The sequence below is a fragment of the Acinetobacter colistiniresistens genome (assembly GCF_024582815.1).
Lineage (GTDB): Bacteria > Pseudomonadota > Gammaproteobacteria > Pseudomonadales > Moraxellaceae > Acinetobacter.
In genome coordinates this window covers 1,453,209-1,470,254 of sequence record NZ_CP102099.1, presented here as the reverse complement: position 1 = coordinate 1,470,254, position 17,046 = coordinate 1,453,209, and the positions used below count along the sequence as shown (strand labels likewise).

General features: G+C 41.5%; 14 protein-coding genes. 3 read left to right on the top strand and 11 right to left on the bottom strand.

The annotated features are described in order from the left end of the window. Positions 1 to 24: 24 nt before the first annotated feature. From sbmA to NQU59_RS07090, 5 genes are all read right to left on the bottom strand, one after another. Positions 25 to 1,218, bottom strand: a complete 1,194-nt coding sequence (gene sbmA, locus NQU59_RS07110; protein ID WP_257065460.1) for a peptide antibiotic transporter SbmA — start codon at positions 1,216 to 1,218, stop codon at positions 25 to 27. A gap of 227 nt (positions 1,219 to 1,445) precedes the next feature. Then, a complete protein-coding gene (locus NQU59_RS07105; RefSeq protein ID WP_257065459.1) occupies positions 1,446 to 2,426 on the bottom strand; it encodes a patatin-like phospholipase family protein in 981 nt (326 codons plus the stop codon). Between the two features lie 155 nt (positions 2,427 to 2,581). Further along, positions 2,582 to 4,063, bottom strand: a complete 1,482-nt coding sequence (locus tag NQU59_RS07100) for an alanine/glycine:cation symporter family protein (RefSeq protein WP_005244017.1) — start codon at positions 4,061 to 4,063, stop codon at positions 2,582 to 2,584. A 94-nt stretch (positions 4,064 to 4,157) separates the two neighbouring features. Continuing rightward, positions 4,158 to 5,393: a sodium/glutamate symporter gene (gltS, locus tag NQU59_RS07095; protein WP_005244019.1), complete on the bottom strand. Its 1,236-nt coding sequence runs from the start codon at positions 5,391 to 5,393 to the stop codon at positions 4,158 to 4,160. Between the two features lie 190 nt (positions 5,394 to 5,583). Beyond that, complete coding sequence (locus NQU59_RS07090) at positions 5,584 to 6,933, bottom strand: DcaP family trimeric outer membrane transporter (RefSeq protein ID WP_005244022.1); 1,350 nt, start codon at positions 6,931 to 6,933, stop codon at positions 5,584 to 5,586. Between the two features lie 423 nt (positions 6,934 to 7,356). Between NQU59_RS07090 and NQU59_RS07085 the strand changes: the two genes are divergently transcribed. Then, a complete protein-coding gene (locus tag NQU59_RS07085) occupies positions 7,357 to 8,061 on the top strand; it encodes a nitroreductase (protein WP_005244024.1) in 705 nt (234 codons plus the stop codon). Positions 8,062 to 8,083: 22 nt separating this feature from the next. On the opposite strand, the gene NQU59_RS07080 is transcribed toward NQU59_RS07085, so the two are convergent. Next, positions 8,084 to 9,301: a multidrug effflux MFS transporter gene (locus NQU59_RS07080; protein WP_043972609.1), complete on the bottom strand. Its 1,218-nt coding sequence runs from the start codon at positions 9,299 to 9,301 to the stop codon at positions 8,084 to 8,086. Between the two features lie 108 nt (positions 9,302 to 9,409). Between NQU59_RS07080 and yccS the strand changes: the two genes are divergently transcribed. Both yccS and NQU59_RS07070 read left to right on the top strand, forming a co-directional pair. Next, the gene (gene yccS / locus NQU59_RS07075; RefSeq protein WP_005269434.1) at positions 9,410 to 11,584 is read left to right on the top strand and encodes a YccS family putative transporter; all 2,175 of its coding nucleotides are present in this window, start codon (positions 9,410 to 9,412) and stop codon (positions 11,582 to 11,584) included. A 105-nt stretch (positions 11,585 to 11,689) separates the two neighbouring features. Then, the gene (locus NQU59_RS07070) at positions 11,690 to 12,274 is read left to right on the top strand and encodes a YcxB family protein (RefSeq protein WP_005244031.1); all 585 of its coding nucleotides are present in this window, start codon (positions 11,690 to 11,692) and stop codon (positions 12,272 to 12,274) included. 91 nt (positions 12,275 to 12,365) lie between these two features. Here the strand turns inward: NQU59_RS07070 and NQU59_RS07065 are convergent, their stop codons facing one another. From NQU59_RS07065 to NQU59_RS07045, 5 genes are read right to left on the bottom strand one after another with little or no spacing between them, the layout of a single operon-like run. Next, positions 12,366 to 13,469 carry a DUF3396 domain-containing protein gene (locus tag NQU59_RS07065; protein ID WP_257065438.1) on the bottom strand — a complete coding sequence of 368 codons (1,104 nt, stop codon included), beginning with the start codon at positions 13,467 to 13,469 and terminating at the stop codon, positions 12,366 to 12,368. Between the two features lie 4 nt (positions 13,470 to 13,473). Then, positions 13,474 to 14,577, bottom strand: coding sequence for a DUF3396 domain-containing protein (locus NQU59_RS07060; RefSeq protein WP_257065436.1), 1,104 nt, complete (start codon positions 14,575 to 14,577; stop codon positions 13,474 to 13,476). A gap of 4 nt (positions 14,578 to 14,581) precedes the next feature. Further along, on the bottom strand, positions 14,582 to 15,682 hold the full coding sequence (locus tag NQU59_RS07055) for a type VI immunity family protein (RefSeq protein WP_151742663.1): 1,101 nt from the start codon (positions 15,680 to 15,682) through the stop codon (positions 14,582 to 14,584). Between the two features lie 14 nt (positions 15,683 to 15,696). Then, on the bottom strand, positions 15,697 to 16,425 hold the full coding sequence (locus NQU59_RS07050) for a VRR-NUC domain-containing protein (protein ID WP_257065431.1): 729 nt from the start codon (positions 16,423 to 16,425) through the stop codon (positions 15,697 to 15,699). Continuing rightward, positions 16,418 to 16,951, bottom strand: coding sequence for a PAAR domain-containing protein (locus NQU59_RS07045; RefSeq protein WP_005244039.1), 534 nt, complete (start codon positions 16,949 to 16,951; stop codon positions 16,418 to 16,420). Before NQU59_RS07045 ends, NQU59_RS07050 begins: the two co-directional genes overlap by 8 nt. Positions 16,952 to 17,046 lie beyond the last annotated feature (95 nt).

Here is a 17,046-nt window from a genome sequence, read left to right as displayed (position 1 = left end):
TTTTCAATTTAAATAACTAAACCATTAATCCAAGGTCTTTTCAAACGCTTTAAGACGCTTATAGATGGATAATAGTTCAATAATTGTTGGCCATGATGTAATAAGGTATTGAAAGGACTTTCTCACTTGTTGGAATACATTCAGAATTTGCATCATGATTCCTAAAGTTACTGCACCTGCAGCAATTGAAGGCGCAAGTATAAAAATTCCATATAAATTATCTAGTTGTAGATACCAGATACGTACTAAATTAAAATACGTATAATGAAAGTACAATTTAAAATAATTCAAACGAACCTTACTAAAGAGCTCTTTTAAGGTTAAAGGATCAGCTCGAGTCGCATGATCTTCACCATAGACTAATTCTTTACGGTATGCAGCCTCAACTTTTTGATTATTAAACTCCAGACCTGGAAGCTTATATCCCACCAACATCAAAACAACTGTCCCGAAGATTGCCCAACCTAAAGCAGCAATCATTAAAGCATGGGGAATTTCTCCAACGACTGGTAAAACCTTTACATGAACTGAAAGTTGCAACAAGATTGGCAAAAAGGCAATCAGGGTCATTATTGCTTCAATAAAGCTTACTCCCAAACTTTCTGAAGTTTTTGCAAAACGCATGGTATCTTCTTGCACACGCTGTGAAGCACCTTCAATATGACGGAGTCTATCCCAAAATTGGGTATAGTATTCATTCATTGCTGTACGCCAGCGAAAAATATAATGGCTGACAAAAAATAGATTCAGGACAGCGATTGTGACATAGACCATCGCAATAAAAATGAAAGTCAACATCTCAGTATAAAGCAGATTAAGTTCGCCACCTCCGCTTGATACCATTTTCTGAATTAAATTATAAAAGGGTTGATACCAAGCATTAATAACCACATCAACCTGAACACTGAACCAGATATTAAACAGGATAAATGCAGAACCCCAAATCGACCAACGCTGCCATTTATTGTCTGAGAAAATCCGCCAAAATCCAGCAAATAATGCTGTTGCTATAAAAAACCAGATATAAAACCAAAGAAATGAAGGTGCCCAGAAGCGACTGACATTAATTGATAGCTCAGCATCAGCATAGCCTTTAGGAAAACCTAGATATTCCCCCCAGCTATGCCCCCCTGTATACCAGAGCAACATATTGAGTGCTAACCAGACGATGACTGAAATAAAAAACGGACGCGGATTCGGAAAGAAAGACTTAAACATGGTGTTTAACAATCCTTGTTATGTAGCGATTCATTTGACTAGGTCATCCTATGGCCTAAAACTTAAAATGATCTGATAAAAAGTTTGATGATTTGTAGTTATTTACCTGTTTTTTCAACTTTTTGATAGCTTTTTGTAGATGATTTACAATTTGTTTTTATCGACAAGCGATTTTAGTAAATGGACTCAAACACTTAAGTCCATTATGGCAATCATGACAGAATAATTTAACGTGGTACGGAGGTACTCATTTTCAAGGCAATATCCTGCTGTTCATTTTGTGCTGGATAGCTTTTACTTTGAATCGCCCATTGAATTTCAGCTAACTTTTCATTGGCAGCATCAACACCTGCTTGCATGGTCATCTCACGGCCTTTGACATCAAAAATATGCGCTTTCTCACGCAAGTCAGGCTGAATCACGATATCCGCTTCTTTCAGTTCTTCTTCGGCCAGACGCCCTTGCATGATATTGATATTTTGATTGAATAGCCCCCAGACATTACTGGTTTCGGTATGAATCGGTTGTGCAAGGATATCCACAGCAATCACCACATCTGCCCCCAGCTCACGTGCAACCTGCACAGGTACAGGGCTGACCAAGCCACCATCGACATATTCAACATCATGAATTTTAGTTGGGATAAACATACTTGGAATGGATGCTGAAGCTCGCACAGCCTGTCCAGTATTGCCATAATTAAATACGGTTCGGGTGCCATCTTTTAATTCAGTTGCCACCACATACATTGGGATTTTCATTTTTTCTAATGGCAGGTTATGCACTTGCTCGTTGATATAGTCTTCTACTTTTTTACCATCAAAAAAGCCCTTGAGGCTCACATTGACTTCGCGAACGTCATTGGCTTTGAGTTTTAATGCAATATCACGCAACTCGGCAGCACTTTTGCCACTGGCATAGATCGATCCTACAATACTGCCCGCACTGGTACCCACAATAAAATCAGGGCGAATCCCTTGCCGCTCCAGAACCTCAATAACACCAATATGGGCATAGCCGCGCGCGCCGCCGCTCCCCAGAACCAATGCAATCACGGGGCGTTTTTGCTGCTGTTTAATGGCAGTAAAGGGTTGGTTCACAGCTTGAGCTTGGGCATCCTCAATCACGGGTTTTAAATGTGATGTTGTTTGGCACCCTGCTAACACAGTCATGGAAAGACCCAACACCCATAATTTAAGCTGTTTCATAAGCCACAATTGCCATATCTACGATATCTACTGCTCAAATTTTAGCGTTTACTCATCCAAAAACTGTATCAATTTTTTGTATTTTTCATAAAAAGTTCATAAAAAAAGCTCCTCGAAAGGAGCTTTTAGATTTGATCAATCTTGGCAGAATTCAATTACCAGATATCTGAATCGACTTTTTTCTTCAATTCTGGATATTTATCAATTTTAAACTCAGGCTCTTTAATACCTTGCTTCAACTGTGAGGTATAGTCTTTCAATAATGTACGCGCCATTGGCGTTAACAGTAAGATTGCGACCAAGTTAATGGTTGCCATAATCCCCATGAATAAGTCAGCCATTGACCAAACCAATGGAACACTACCAATTGCACCGAAGTACACCATGACCAATACAAAGATTCGGAAGATGAACATCACTTTCGGATTGTTATTGATAAACTGTACATTACTTTCCGCATAAGCATAGTTACCTAATACGGCTGAATAACAGAATAAGAACAACAGAATCGCAAGGAAATCGCCACCCCAGCTTCCTACTTGAGACTCTAAAGCACGTTGTGTCAGTTCAACTCCGACAAAGCCCGCATCATGGTAAACACCAGAAACCAAGATAATGATCGCTGTACTGGTACACACAATAAAGGTATCAACGAAAACACCAAGCATCTGTACCAAACCTTGGTTGACTGGATGTTTTACATCAGATGCTGCAGCTGCGTTCGGCGCCGAACCCATACCCGCTTCGTTGGAGAACAAACCACGTTTGATCCCTTGCATCATTGCCATCGAAATCATGGCACCAAAGAAGCCACCCGCTGCGGCATTAAACTGGAAAGCCTCGCTAAAGATCAACTTGAAGATTCCAGGAAGGAGCTCATAGTTGCTTAATGCGATATACAACGCAACTGAAAGATAAAGACCAGCTTTTAATGGTACAAACATTTCAGCAAACTTTGCGATACGCTTAATACCACCAAAAATGGCTAATGCAACCAAGACAACAAGTGCAAGACCAACCCATGAAATAACCAGATCAACACCACCTAGGTGTGCAACCAGATTGGCTTTGTCCCAGCCCCATGCATGCGAAGAAGCGTTTGCAATCGCATTGATTTGAACTGAGTTAAATACGAAACCATACGTAAAGATCAATGCCAGAGCAAAGATCACCCCAAAGGTCTTGCTGCGTAAACCCTGAGTAATATAGTACGCTGGCCCACCCCGGAACTGCTTGCTATTACTATCTCTCACTTTAAACAGCTGCGCGAGCGATGATTCAATAAATGCAGAACTCATGCCTAGTAATGCTGTAAACCACATCCAGAACACCGCACCAGGTCCACCAATCGCAATCGCGATTGCTACACCAGCAATGTTACCTACACCAACACGGCTTGCTAGCCCCGTTACAAACGCCTGAAACGGTGTAAGTCCATGTGAATCTTTTTCTTCAGCTTTACTACGGCTGCCCTTCATCACCTTAATACTGTGGAAGAACATTCGAATCTGTACTGCTTTCGTTGCAATAGTATAGAAAATACCGACTGCAAGCAGGAAAACAACGAGAAAGTCCCATAAAGGATCATTGAAAAAACTTACCCAAGCCATCAGGGTGTCATTTAATTTTTCATTCATCACTTATTCGCTTTTAAATATTTTATGTACATCCGTACATATACGATAACAATGGATGAATCAAAAAAGCCCCGCTTGGGGCTTTTGATCCGACTTAGGCAAAGAATTTCAAAATTAATTGAATTACTGTTGCGTTAATTAAATCAACGAAGAACGCACCACAAAGCGGAACAATCAAGAAGGCTTTATGAGATGGTCCATACATATTGGTAATCGCTTGCATGTTTGCAACTGCGGTTGGTGTTGCACCCATACCAAAACCACAATGACCTGCTGCCAATACCGCTGCATCATAGTTTTTACCCATGACACGGAAGGTAATGAATGCTGCATACAATGCCATGGTAATGGTTTGCGCCCCTAAGATCACAACAAGTGGACCAGCTAAATCGGCCAATTGCCATAATTTCAATGAAAGCAATGCCATTGCGAGATAAAGTGATAATGACGCATTACCAAACACATCAATCGCACGGTCAAAGATATCTACTTTTAATACGCTTTCTAAGATATTACGTAAAATCACACCACCGCCAAGTGCCCAAACGAAAGTTGGTAACTCGAACCATGTACCCTTACTAAAGCCAGTCATGAATTCTGCAAATGCTAAACATGCAGCAAACATCCCCAAGGTCGTAATCGCATTATCCGCAGTAATTAAACGGACTTGGTGGGGATTTTCAAATGGTGCAAGCTCATCAGGATGCTGATCCAGATGCGTATCACGATTTTTGATCTCTGCAGGCGTTTGCGCTTGAGCAAGACTATAGCGGTTGATCAATAGTTTCGCCAATGGCCCACCGATAATACCACCGATAATCAGACCAAAGGTTGCACTCGCCATACCTAACGCTAAAGCACCTTGAATCCCATGTTGGGTTTCAAGAATTTCGCCCCATGCACCTGCGGTACCATGACCACCCGTCAATGTGATTGAACCTGCAATCAAACCGACCAAAGGATCAATACCCAGCATCGTTGCAAGGCTCATACCAACTGCATTCTGTACCACAATAAATGATGCGACACAGATCAGGAAAATCACTAAACCAATACCACCTTCTTTCAACTTCATGAAATTAGCACTTAAGCCAATCGAAGCAAAGAAGATCAGCATAAAACTGGTTTGTAACTCACTACTAAAGACGATACTGTAGCCCCAAAGTGAGTGTACAAGCAGTGAAAGTACTGCTGCAACCAAACCACCCGCAACAGGCTCAGGGATGTTATAGCGTTTTAAGAAGTCAATTTTATTAACGAGTAAACGCCCTAATAACAAGACGATCACCGCCGAAATTAGGGTGTAGAAACCATTAAAAGTAAATTCCATATCTTCTTCCGTTTATTTTAATTGTTCTTCCGATGGTTTTTTCGCCACGTTGGAACGCATAAAATAGTAACTCTCAAAATGAGTGAAAACTCAATCAACTTAATAAAAAGCATACAGTTCTAAGCAAGAACTTTGCCTGTATTCAGCAATTCAGTTTTCACGGATGATTTACACCTACAGGATAGATGGCTTAGAAGTTATAGCGAGCCATTGCTCCTACACGATTATCCTTACCTTTTTGTCCATCAAAAGTTTTACGTTCGCCATAAATATACTCAAGACCAAACGTAATCGGTGTGACAGGTGAATACATAATATTCCACCAACCTTGTTGCAAGGTTTTATTCTGCGCAGTGTCTTTAGCGACAACAGCCTGCTTAGCAAAATCATTGCTATCATCAGCAAACATCGCGCCATAAGCCAAGGTACTACGCAGTTTTGGTGTAATTTGATAGGTTGTGCCCACAGTCAGGGCATCAAACTCATTTAGGTTTAAAGCAAAATTATTTGGGTTTACGTTGTAAGCATTGTTGGTATACAACAAGAATTTACTGTCACCTTTAACATGCGAATAATCGATCATCGCCTGTAATTCATCAGTGAACTTATATTTTGCACCAACCGCAACGCCCCAGCCTAACTCAGAATCATTGGCACTCAGTTGCTTATCATTATTATAAGCCGCTCTACTACGTGCTTCGGTAATCAATGCACGTGCAGATGTCGTGCCCTTACCTTCTGCAAAATCATATTTCAATTTTGAAGTCAAAGCAGGCGCGCGATTGTCATCATTGCCTTTTTCCAAGGCCACAAAATAATGTGTATCTGGATTCAGTGCGCCACTATAACGAACCATTGGTGTACGGTAAGTCCCAATACCCAGCGGTGAGTTGAAATCCAGCATTTCTGGCTGCAAGTCGGTTGCCAGGAAAGTCGAGGTGGTTTGACCAAATAACCAGTCATTTAGGGTCATATATGCATGACGGATACGAATGGTGTCATTACTGCTACCACCGCGGAAATCTACTTCTAATTTACCGCCGACCTTCGCCCCTTCAACAGGCGCTTTAAAATCAAGTCCTAAACGCGTCACTGTGGCCGTGCTATAGAAACGATCACTGTTCTTTTCAGCGCCTTCTAAATCGACTTTATTGATACGGTTAAAGATCCCATCGCCACCTTTAGCTTGATAAGAAGCATCACCGCGTAAGAAACCATGTAATTTAACTTCCGCACCAGAGGCGGTATTAAAGACCAGTTGTGATTTTTGAGGTACTACAGGAGCAACTGCTACATTTGCAGGATGATCCGGATGTGTTTCCTTTAAATTAGAATGCTCCTGTCCTGGAACAAGCACACTTTGTTGTTTTGCTTGGGGAACATATTGCTGAAGCAACGCTCTTAATTCTTTCACTTCATCACGAAGTTGCTGAATCTGTTCTTGCTCGCTGGCAGCATGGGTGTTGTTCATCATCAAGGCTGCAACAGTGATTGCCAAACCTTGTACTACGAACGGCTTACGGATGAGAGATAAACTCATGAGAAGCTCCTTGTATCTGGTGTATATTTCAACATTTTCCATAAGCATATAGCCGGATAAACTTAATATGCCCGAAATAGAAAATCCCCCTCACCCTATCAGTAAGGAAAGCCTAATCAATTTTTTAAAAAGGGCGTATTATGCATAAATTTCGGATATTGTGTGTACTTTTTATTTAAGGAGTTTTGCTCATTTTGACAGCAATGAAAAAATAGTTTTTCGATTTCATTATGTTACTAATAGTTTTCTTTTTCACACAAACTAAACAAAATATCAAAAATGCGTAACAGGCCGCATTAATTCTTTTATTTTCTCGGCTATTTTCTATACTCGGTTAAATTTTGCCGTGAAAATTATCACGAAAGTTTATTTATTGATTTATAGTCTGCAGATACCACAAGACCAACATGATAAGGAGTTTTTATGAACACGGAACAAGTCCGCTATGTGGATGATGCCATCACCTCTCGCCATTCGGTACGTGCATTTTTAGATACTCCTGTTGACACCCAAACCATCAAAGATATTTTAGCTGTGGCCAGTCGTGCTCCTTCAGGGACCAATGTGCAGCCGTGGAAAGTGTATGTGGTGACCGGGCAAAAACGTAACGAAATGATTGACCGTGTTTGTCGCGCGCAAATTGAACTCCTGCAAAAACCCGAACTGGCAGCCCAATATCAAGAAACCTTCGCCTACTATCCTGCAACCTGGATCTCACCCTTCATTGACCGTCGTCGTGCCAATGGTTGGGGACTATATGGCTTATTGGGTATCCAGAAAGGCGAGAAAGAAAAAATGGCGGCGCAGCAATTACGTAATTTCCAATTGTTCGATGCCCCTGTTGCCCTGTATTTCACCGTCAACAAGATTATGGGCATCGGTTCAAAAATGGATATTGCCATGATGATCCAAAATGTCATGGTCGCCGCTAAAGCCCGTGGCTTAGACACCTGTCCACAAGCAGCATGGAATCATTTTCATCCTATCGTACTCGATATTCTGGGTGCACCTGAAGATGAGGAACTGGTCTGTGCTGTAGCTTTAGGCCATGCTGATCCTGAACATATCGTCAACACATTTATTACCCCTCGCGAACCGGTAGAAAACTTCACGGTCTTTTTAGACTAAGTCTGGAGGTCAAGCAGTGTCTCTAAGTAGAGAGACTGCTTTGTTGCTGTTGTCCAACTTTTAAAATCGCGAAAAAGCCAGCGCTGGTAAACAGCAGCATCATGATGCCCATATTTAAAGATGCTTTCCAGACCAAGAAGTTCAACATCAATCCTGCCAACAAACCACAGGCAAATTGCATACTGCCCATAATGGCACTGGCTGTGCCTGCACGCGCACCTTGCTGAGACATGGCCAAAGCCATGGCATTTGGCCCCGTCAAACCAATTCCAGACACCACCAAGAATAGACCAGACATTAACAAGACCAAGGGCGCATCTGCCATTAAACCTGCACTCAGTACAATCAAGGCACCAAAACACTGGATTAAACCACCTAAGCGCAAACGCTGGAAAATCCCCATTCGGCTATTCAGATGTTTATTGAAAGATGACATCAACATAATCCCTGCGGCATTTAACGCAAAGGCATAAGAGAAATGCTGTTGGGATAAGCCATATTGCCCCATAAACACTTCAGAAGCCGAGCTGATATAACAGAATAAGGCTGCTCCCGTTAAACAACCCGCAAACATCGGCACACGGAAGCTTTCGTCTTTGAAAATTGCGGCATAAAGCGTCGTGACCTGATAAGCCGAAAGTTTTAAACGGCGTTCGACAGGCAGAGATTCTTTAAAGAAGAAATGCACACATAGCCAACACAGCACCCCAATCATCGACAAGGTGATAAAAATCGCCTGCCATGGGAAGAAATTCAAAATCCATGCGCCAAAAATAGGCGCCAGAATTGGTGCCAGCCCCATCACAATCATCATGCTGGAAAACGCTTGTGCAGAACCTTGCATGTCCAAACGATCACGGATGGTCGCCCGTGCCATGACCACGCCCACACAGCCGCCCACGGCCTGAAAGATACGTGCGGCAATCAAGGCCCATTCATTGGTGGCGAACACACAAGCCAGACTGGCGATTGCATACAGTGCCAAACCAAAATATAGGGGTTTTTTACGGCCAATGCGGTCACTGACAGGTCCATAGATCAATTGTCCAATCGCCAACCCTAAAAAATAAGCAGGCAAGGTATTGGCCACCATTTGTGTACTGACCCCAAACTCATCTGCCATTTGTGGCAAAGCGGGTAAGTACATATCAATTGATAAGGGCCCTAATGCGGTTAACAAGGCAAGCAACAAAATCCATGCTGTTGAATATTGACGCTGATGGGGTTGCTCTGCCTGCATAATGCTCTACTTTCCATCTATTACTTAGATTCTAAGCTTAGCATCCTCAACATATTTGTGCATAATAAGAATGAGAAAATCGATTGCAGAATACAAAAAGGACAAACTTTGAATCCTTGGTTCGGACGTTTAAGACAAGCAACCTATAACACCACGTTTATGTATAACGTGCGCATGTTAATCGCCTTTACGGGTACAGCTTTTGTTCCCTATCTTTTAAATTATCAATTGGCCACCATTCCATTGACTTTGGGTGTAGTTGCCGCCGCGATTAGTGATATTGATGATCGCTTTTCAGTGCGCATCCAAAATCTGCTCTATACCTATATTGGTTTCTTTATTACCGCCGCTTCGGTACAACTGTTATTCCCCTATCCTGTCGCTTTTGCCATTGGCTTAATCGCCTCATGTATCGGCTGGATTTTATTGGGTTCTTTGGGCCGTCGTTATGCCACCATTGCCTATGGCTGTCTGGTGATTTCGGTCTATGCCATGCTGGGTGTGCACTTATTTGAACAATGGTATATGCAACCTGCCTTATTGGTCGCGGGTGCTGCATGGTATGGTTTGCTTTCTACCATTAGCTTCCTGCTTTTTCCAGTCCGAAAAGTTCAAGATCAGCTTGCTGCATCCTACACGGCTCTGGGGAGTTTCCTGTTTGCCAAGTCAAACTTATTTGATGTGGACATGACCCCTTCCAGCTATCAGCAAAGTATGATTGATATCGCCATGGAAAACGGTAAGTTAGTCGCAATCTTTAATGATCTTCGCATGTCATTATTAACACGTCTCAAAGGTGACCGAGGGCAAAAAGACACTCGACGTAGTCTGCAATATTATTTCGTAGCACAAGACATCCATGAACGCGCTGACTCAGCCCATATTGATTATCAAAAGCTGGCAAAGGTATTTCAACATAGCGATATTTTATTTCGTTTTCAGCGGATTTTGTCCATCCAAGGCAAAGCCTGTCAGGACTTGGCCCAATCGATTTTAAGTCGTACCCGTTATACGCATAACAAACGCTTTAAACACAGTTTTGAGAACTTGCGTCTATCGCTGGAAAAACTGCGTGAAGAGGGTCAATATGATCAAGTCCGGATCAATGCCCTGTTTGCACTGTATCAAAATCTCAAATCAATTGATGCTCAGTTACAAAACTTGGAGACTGAACGTAATCTGCAAAAGATTAATGCAGAGCATACCGAGAGCCAGCTTAAAGATGATGATCTCAAGGGCTGGAATGACATCATGGTACGGGTAAAACAACATCTCACGCCTGAATCGGTATTATTCCGTCATGCCGTGCGTTTATCCATCGTCCTCTTTATTGGCTATCTGTTTATTCAGCTCACCAATATTGCTTACGGCTACTGGATTTTACTCACCGCCTTGTTTGTCTGCCAACCCAACTTCAATGCCACCAAACGCCGCTTATACCTTCGTATCATCGGCACACTGGTCGGGATTATTGTCGGTCTGGCGATTATCTATTTTATTCCTTCGATCGAAGGACAGTTGGTAATGCTGATTCTGAGCGGTGTACTGTTCCTTGAATTGCGCAGTAAACAATATGCCCAAGCGACCGCTTTTATTACGATCCTTGCCCTCATTAACTTTAATTTAGATGGTTCTGCTTTTGCTGCAGGTTTTCCACGTTTGATTGATACCGTGATTGGTTGTGCCTTGGCATGGTTTGGGGTCAGCTTTATCTGGCCAGACTGGAAATTCCGCAGACTGCCCCGCTCGATTCAACGTTCTTTACAGGCACAATGTAAATACCTTGCGGAAGTGGTTGAACAATATCATCAAGGTCGCAACAATGCTTTAAATTATCGGGTGGTACGCCGCACCGCACATAATACCGATGCAGAAGTCGCATCACTGATCTCAACCATTGCGACAGAACCGAATATCGATATCAATAAAAAAAGTCAGGCGTTTGAGTTTTTATGTCTCAGCCATACTTTTTTAAGCTATATCGCCGCATTGGGGGCGCATCGAGAGCAAATTCAAGATCAGGAAGTCTTAGCCTTACTTGATCAGGCTCTGGATGATATCCAAGGGGCACTACTGAGAGATGAAGTTCCTGATCTATCTGCGCAAAACCTGATGCAAACCATCCGTGAGCGCCTGAGTGACAATAATGATAATGATCCAAAATCGCTCATCATTTTACAGCAACTTTCACTGATGCTCAGCGTATTAACGCGTCTCAGTATGCTAAAACAGAGCCTGAGCCATGAACCGAATGAAGAGGGTACCGAATTTGCTTCACTTTAACAGCCGTTGAGATTGCAACCGCTCCCATGATTCGCCATTGGCATAATATCTTTGCATGCCAATAGATGTTAAACTAAACCCAGTTATATACTCATTTTTTATACTATGACCGCCAAAACGCTATACGCTTATACGCTACAACCTGTTCCTTATGAAGTTTCTGAAGCTGAACAACGTCAAGCTCAACTGATGATTTGGCGTAGTACCAACAAATTCAGCCGCAAAGCATGGATGATTATGATTGCACTGGTTGTGCTTTCATTGGTTGCTGCAGGACTTATTAAATATTATTCAACCTACTCAACCGTGATTTGCTGGGTCGTGATTATCAGTGTGGTACTGTTCTATCTGATCAAACGTTTTGGTCTGGAATGGTACGTTAAACGTAAAATGACTGAATTCCCAGTACAGGAAATCAAAGGCTTACGTTTAGGGGTACAACCACATGGTATCGTAATGCGCCAAAAAATGGGCCTACAAGAAGGTACTGCAACTATTGGCTGGAAAGACATTTACGAATGGTATAGTTCTCCTGATTTTATTTTGGTGAACTTCAAAGTAAAAACGCCAAAAGGTGAAGAACAACAAGGCGCTTATATTTTGCCAAAACGCATGGATTCAAAGAACTTCTCTTTCAATACCGTACGCAAGCATTTAAACGAAACCGTTGGTGCTGCCAAATCAATCTAAGCTTTAAAGATTGATTCCAAAACCTCCCTTGCTGGGAGGTTTTTTTAATGGATGAATAAAAGAAAAATTAAGGATAATGTCATCATTTTTTTTAAAGCAGATTAGATGCGTTATTCCAGTCTATGCGCCGATCTAAGAATGCATGTTTCGAGTTTAGCTTTGGCTCAGATTGTAGCTTGCCTAAATACTCAAGCTTCTGATCATCTTTAATGTCAAAACGTTTCATCCATGCTTCGGCGCGATAACCTTTGATTAGAGGGTTTTCCTCAGTATCTTGATTTCCCCAATGAATAGCTTGTATCCTTTCGACTCGTAATGGCTTAAGGATACGATTGAGTAAGACATAAGATGCAGGCAGAGGGTCAACTTCGTCAGAACCGCTTAAAGCGAGATTGCCTGCTTGAATCACGATGCCAGTCCCATAGTCGTACCCAATAAACCAACTCATTGGTAACTCACTATTTAAGGCTTCTTGTTCTCGAATTTTATTAAACCATTCATGGCTAATGGCAGTGAGCCAACTGACTGTTTTTATTCCGCTGATAAGATATTTTGCACTTAAGAACGGATCTCCAACATCCATTGCCCAAAATTTTCGAGATAAGTAGGCTTCAGTTGGTTCATTTTTATCTTCTCTAATTTGAGAAATAATACAGGCATAGCCAGCATAACCATGATTGGCTTTTAAGCGTTGCGCGCAGTTAATAAATAATTCAATAAAAAGTTTGCTATTTTCTTCAACCCATTCCACGGGCATGGAAAAGGTTAGAACGCTCTGATGAATCCCCATTTCTGATTGCCATTTACTTTTTCCACCAACAGTAAACTCCCATGCTCCCGTCGCAAATTTCTCTTTACCGCTAGTGTATAAAAAATAGAAAGCTTTCATCAAGCTATCACGTATAGGCTTGGCCTTATTAAAGGTTATACTTTCACTTTCACCTTTTGGTGGCTCGTCTTGCCAAAGCCAAGTTAGATGTTCTTTAGCAATTTGACTGTAATCATCAAAGCATTGTGCAATCGCTTCACGCATTTCAGTGCTATAGCCTTCTTTAAAATAAAGCACAGCCCGAATGGCAGGAATAGCTCCAACATAATCTTCTGGACCTTGGGGAGTGAAAATACCTCCACCAATTGCACCTTTTTCCTGTTGGTCAGCCCAAACTTTATAGTCTTCTTGATTTTTAAAATGCAAAGACCTACCCCCAATCAACACGCCGATCCAAGAATGCGTGTTTAGAGTTTAACTTTGGCTCAGATTGTAGCTTGCCAAAATACTCAAGCTTCTGATCATCTTTAATGTCAAAACGTTTCATCCATGCTTCGGCTCGATAACCTGTAATTAATGGATTTTCTTCTGTATCGTAATTGCCTCTATGCAGCGTCTGTATCCTTTCGGCTCGTAATGGCTTCAGTATACGATTGAGTAAGACATAAGGTGCAGGCAGAGGGTCAACTTCGTCAGAACCACTTAAAGCGAGATTGCCTGCTTGAATCACGATGCCAGTCCCATAATCGTATCCAATAAACCAGCTCATTGGTAACTCACTATTTAAGGCTTCTTCTTCACGAATTTTATTAAACCATTCGTTGTTAATTGCAGTGAGCCAACTGACTGTTTTTATACCATTTAATAAATGACTAGCATCTAAGAATGGGTTACCAACATTCATTGCCCAGAACTTCCGAGAAAAATAAGCTTCTGTAGGTTCATTTTTTTCAGATCTAATTTTAGAGATGATACAGGCATAGCCTGCATAACCATGATTGGCTTTTAAGCGTTGCGCGCAGTTAATAAATAATTCAATAAATAGTTTGGTATTCTCTTCAACCCATTCGACTGGCATAGAAAAGGTTAAAACACTCTGGTATGTCCCATTTTCCACTTGCCATTTACTTTTTCCGCCAATATTAAATTCCCAAGCGCCTGTAGCAAATTTTTCTTTGCCGCTGGTATAAAGAAAGCTAAGTGCTTTCATTGGGCTATAATACTTAAAAATCTCACGTATGGGCTTTGTCTTTTTGAACTCAGTACTGTCTGAACCAGCCCCTTTAGGAGGTTCTGATAACCACAGCCAAGTCAAATGTTCTTTGGCGTAGGTTTGATAGTCATCAAAACATTGTGCAATCGCCTCACGCATTTCAGCGCTATAGCCTTCTTTAAAATAAAGCACAGCACGAATGGCAGGAATAGCCCCAACATAATCTTCTGGACCTTGGGGAGTGAAAATACCTCCACCAATTGCACCTTTTTCCTGTTGATCAGCCCAAACTTTATAATCTTCTTGATTTTTAAAATGCAAAGACCTACCCCCAATCCACACGCCGATCTAAGAATGCATGCTTCGAGTTTAGCTTTGGCTCAGATTGTAGCTTGCCTAAATACTCAAGCTTCTGATCATCTTTAATGTCAAAACGTTTCATCCATGCTTCGGCTCGATAACCTTTAAGCAGAGGTATTTCTTCTGTATCGTAATTGCCTCTATGCAGCGTCTGTATCCTTTCGACTCGTAATGGCTTCAGGATACGATTAAGTAAGACATAAGGTGCAGGCAGAGGGTCAACTTCGTCAGAACCACTTAAAGGGAGATTGCCTGCTTGAATCACGATGCCAGTCCCATAATCGTACCCAATAAACCAGCTCATTGGTAACTCACTATTTAAGGCTTCTTCTTCACGAATTTTATTAAACCATTCGTTGTTAATTGCAGTGAGCCAACTGACTGTTTTTATGCCATTAAGCAAATAACTTGCGTCAAGGAATGGATTCCCGATATCCATTGCCCAAAATTTACGAGATAAATAGGCTTCTGTCGGTTCATTCTTGTCATCACGGATTTGAGAAATAATACAAGCATAGCCCGCATAACCATGACTGGCTTTTAAGCGTCGAGCACAGTTGATAAATAACTCAATAAAAACTTTGGTGTTTTCTTCTACCCATTCAACAGGCATCGAAAAAGTTAAGGTACTTTGATATGTCCCATTTTCTATTTGCCATTTACTTTTTCCGCTAATATTACACTCCCATGCGCCCGTCGCAAATTTCTCCTTTCCGCTGGTATATAGCAAATTAAATGCTTTCATTTGGCTGTAGGATTTCAAAATATCTGTTAATGGTTTTGTATCTTTATAGGCTGAAGTTGCTTTTTCGCCTTTGGGTGGTTCATCTTGCCATAACCATGTTAAATGACTTTTAGCAATTTTTTGATAATCATCAAAGCATTGCACTATGGCTTCACGCATTTCATCGCTATAGCCTTCTTTAAAATAAAGGACGGCACGAATGGCAGGGATTGCCCCAACATAATCTTCTGGACCTTGGGGAGTGAAAATACCTCCACCAATTGCGCCTTTTTCCTGTTGATCTGCCCAAACTTTATAATCTTCTTGATTTTTAAAATGCATAACTTTGTCCAAAATTACCAAGCTGGTGTTGGTTTAGGTAATGGGAAACGTGGTCGAGGGATTTTTCCTCTGGAAATAAAATATAAAAGTGTTCCAGCTATTGCAGTAGCCCAAGCTGCTGCAGTCGATACTTCGCTTGCATTATCGTCTTTTTGATTGCCGCAATCACATTCATTCGCATCTAGCTGTTTAACTTTATGTCGATTGCCTGCAATCTTTGCATATTCCTCTTTTTGAGTTTTTCCAAAATCATCAGTACCAAACTTAATTTCAACCACCTGTTTAATATTGTCTTGAGTGGGTGGTTTGGTGGGGTCTTTGACAATGACCACATCAGGTCGACGAACCATACCTTCGCCAGCCTCATAAGGATAGCCTTTGTCCTTTTCCCAGTATTTCTTAATCCACCCAGGAAGATAGTCATGAGCCTTAGTTAAAATTCCTTTGTCCATGATGGGTTCAGGGGGATTTTTATGCATGTCATAGTTTACTTCGGGCTTATAAGGGCTATGATGCCCCAAGAAGCGATCTAGTTCCTTTAAACGCTCAGATACACATGATTGGTACTGATTATGCCCTGCCTTACCTTTATTGGGTCTGGCATCACAATAGCAAATTGCCTTACAGATCACTTCTTTGTCTTGTGGGTCCAGTTGATCATTTCCAATAGCAACAACTTTAATTGTTTGAAGTTGAGCAGGTGCCGTTTTTAATGTTCCAAGAGGTTTTCCTTGTTCAGCCATTGTCTAATTCATCCACTAAATTGAGATGAATTTCTTGCTCAGAAGGCGTATAAATCCAATCAGTAAAGCCTTGATCATCACTTGCATACATCGTACTGGTACCATCAGCTAAAGTGACTCTTACACGACGATTCGTAATTGGTTGTCCTGTATTTTGATCAACCAATTGAAACCGCCCTGTATGATCTTCAGGTGGTGGTACTGTATCTTCACCTTCATCATTAGGATTCCCCATCAGTTGAGAACCAAAGGGTGAGCTTGGGTCTACAACCACCAAAAATGAACTTGGAAGGAGGGTTGCACCACATGCCGTTTTCATCGTAGCCAAAGCGACAGGATTACCATCAGGCAGGATAAAGTTTTCTGCGCCTTCAGAAATTGGGAACACACCTTTACATTTAGGACAGGCGACCATATAGCCTTTGCCCGCCATGCCAATACCATTAATTGAAATACTTGGGTGTCCTTGTATAACCACACCACCATGATCTGTCTTGCATCCTTGCACAATTATAGCCAGAGGCATATAGATATCCTTATCATTGTTTTTAATTTAACTAAATTATAAACAATAAAAGCCACCTGTATACAGACCAATCAGTTTTACTAGTAAAAATACGT

What these genes read in the sequence shown, in the direction of transcription:
- NQU59_RS07055 (WP_151742663.1), bottom strand. Translation starts at nt 15,682, where the DNA reads ATGCATTTTAAAAATCAAGAAGATTATAAAGTTTGGGCAGATCAACAG.
- NQU59_RS07090 (WP_005244022.1), bottom strand. Translation starts at nt 6,933, where the DNA reads ATGAGTTTATCTCTCATCCGTAAGCCGTTCGTAGTACAAGGTTTGGCA.
- gltS (WP_005244019.1), bottom strand. Translation starts at nt 5,393, where the DNA reads ATGGAATTTACTTTTAATGGTTTCTACACCCTAATTTCGGCGGTGATC.
- NQU59_RS07100 (WP_005244017.1), bottom strand. Translation starts at nt 4,063, where the DNA reads ATGAATGAAAAATTAAATGACACCCTGATGGCTTGGGTAAGTTTTTTC.
- NQU59_RS07105 (WP_257065459.1), bottom strand. Translation starts at nt 2,426, where the DNA reads ATGAAACAGCTTAAATTATGGGTGTTGGGTCTTTCCATGACTGTGTTA.
- NQU59_RS07085 (WP_005244024.1), top strand. Translation starts at nt 7,357, where the DNA reads ATGAACACGGAACAAGTCCGCTATGTGGATGATGCCATCACCTCTCGC.
- sbmA (WP_257065460.1), bottom strand. Translation starts at nt 1,218, where the DNA reads ATGTTTAAGTCTTTCTTTCCGAATCCGCGTCCGTTTTTTATTTCAGTC.
- NQU59_RS07045 (WP_005244039.1), bottom strand. Translation starts at nt 16,951, where the DNA reads ATGCCTCTGGCTATAATTGTGCAAGGATGCAAGACAGATCATGGTGGT.
- NQU59_RS07080 (WP_043972609.1), bottom strand. Translation starts at nt 9,301, where the DNA reads ATGCAGGCAGAGCAACCCCATCAGCGTCAATATTCAACAGCATGGATT.
- NQU59_RS07050 (WP_257065431.1), bottom strand. Translation starts at nt 16,425, where the DNA reads ATGGCTGAACAAGGAAAACCTCTTGGAACATTAAAAACGGCACCTGCT.
- NQU59_RS07070 (WP_005244031.1), top strand. Translation starts at nt 11,690, where the DNA reads ATGACCGCCAAAACGCTATACGCTTATACGCTACAACCTGTTCCTTAT.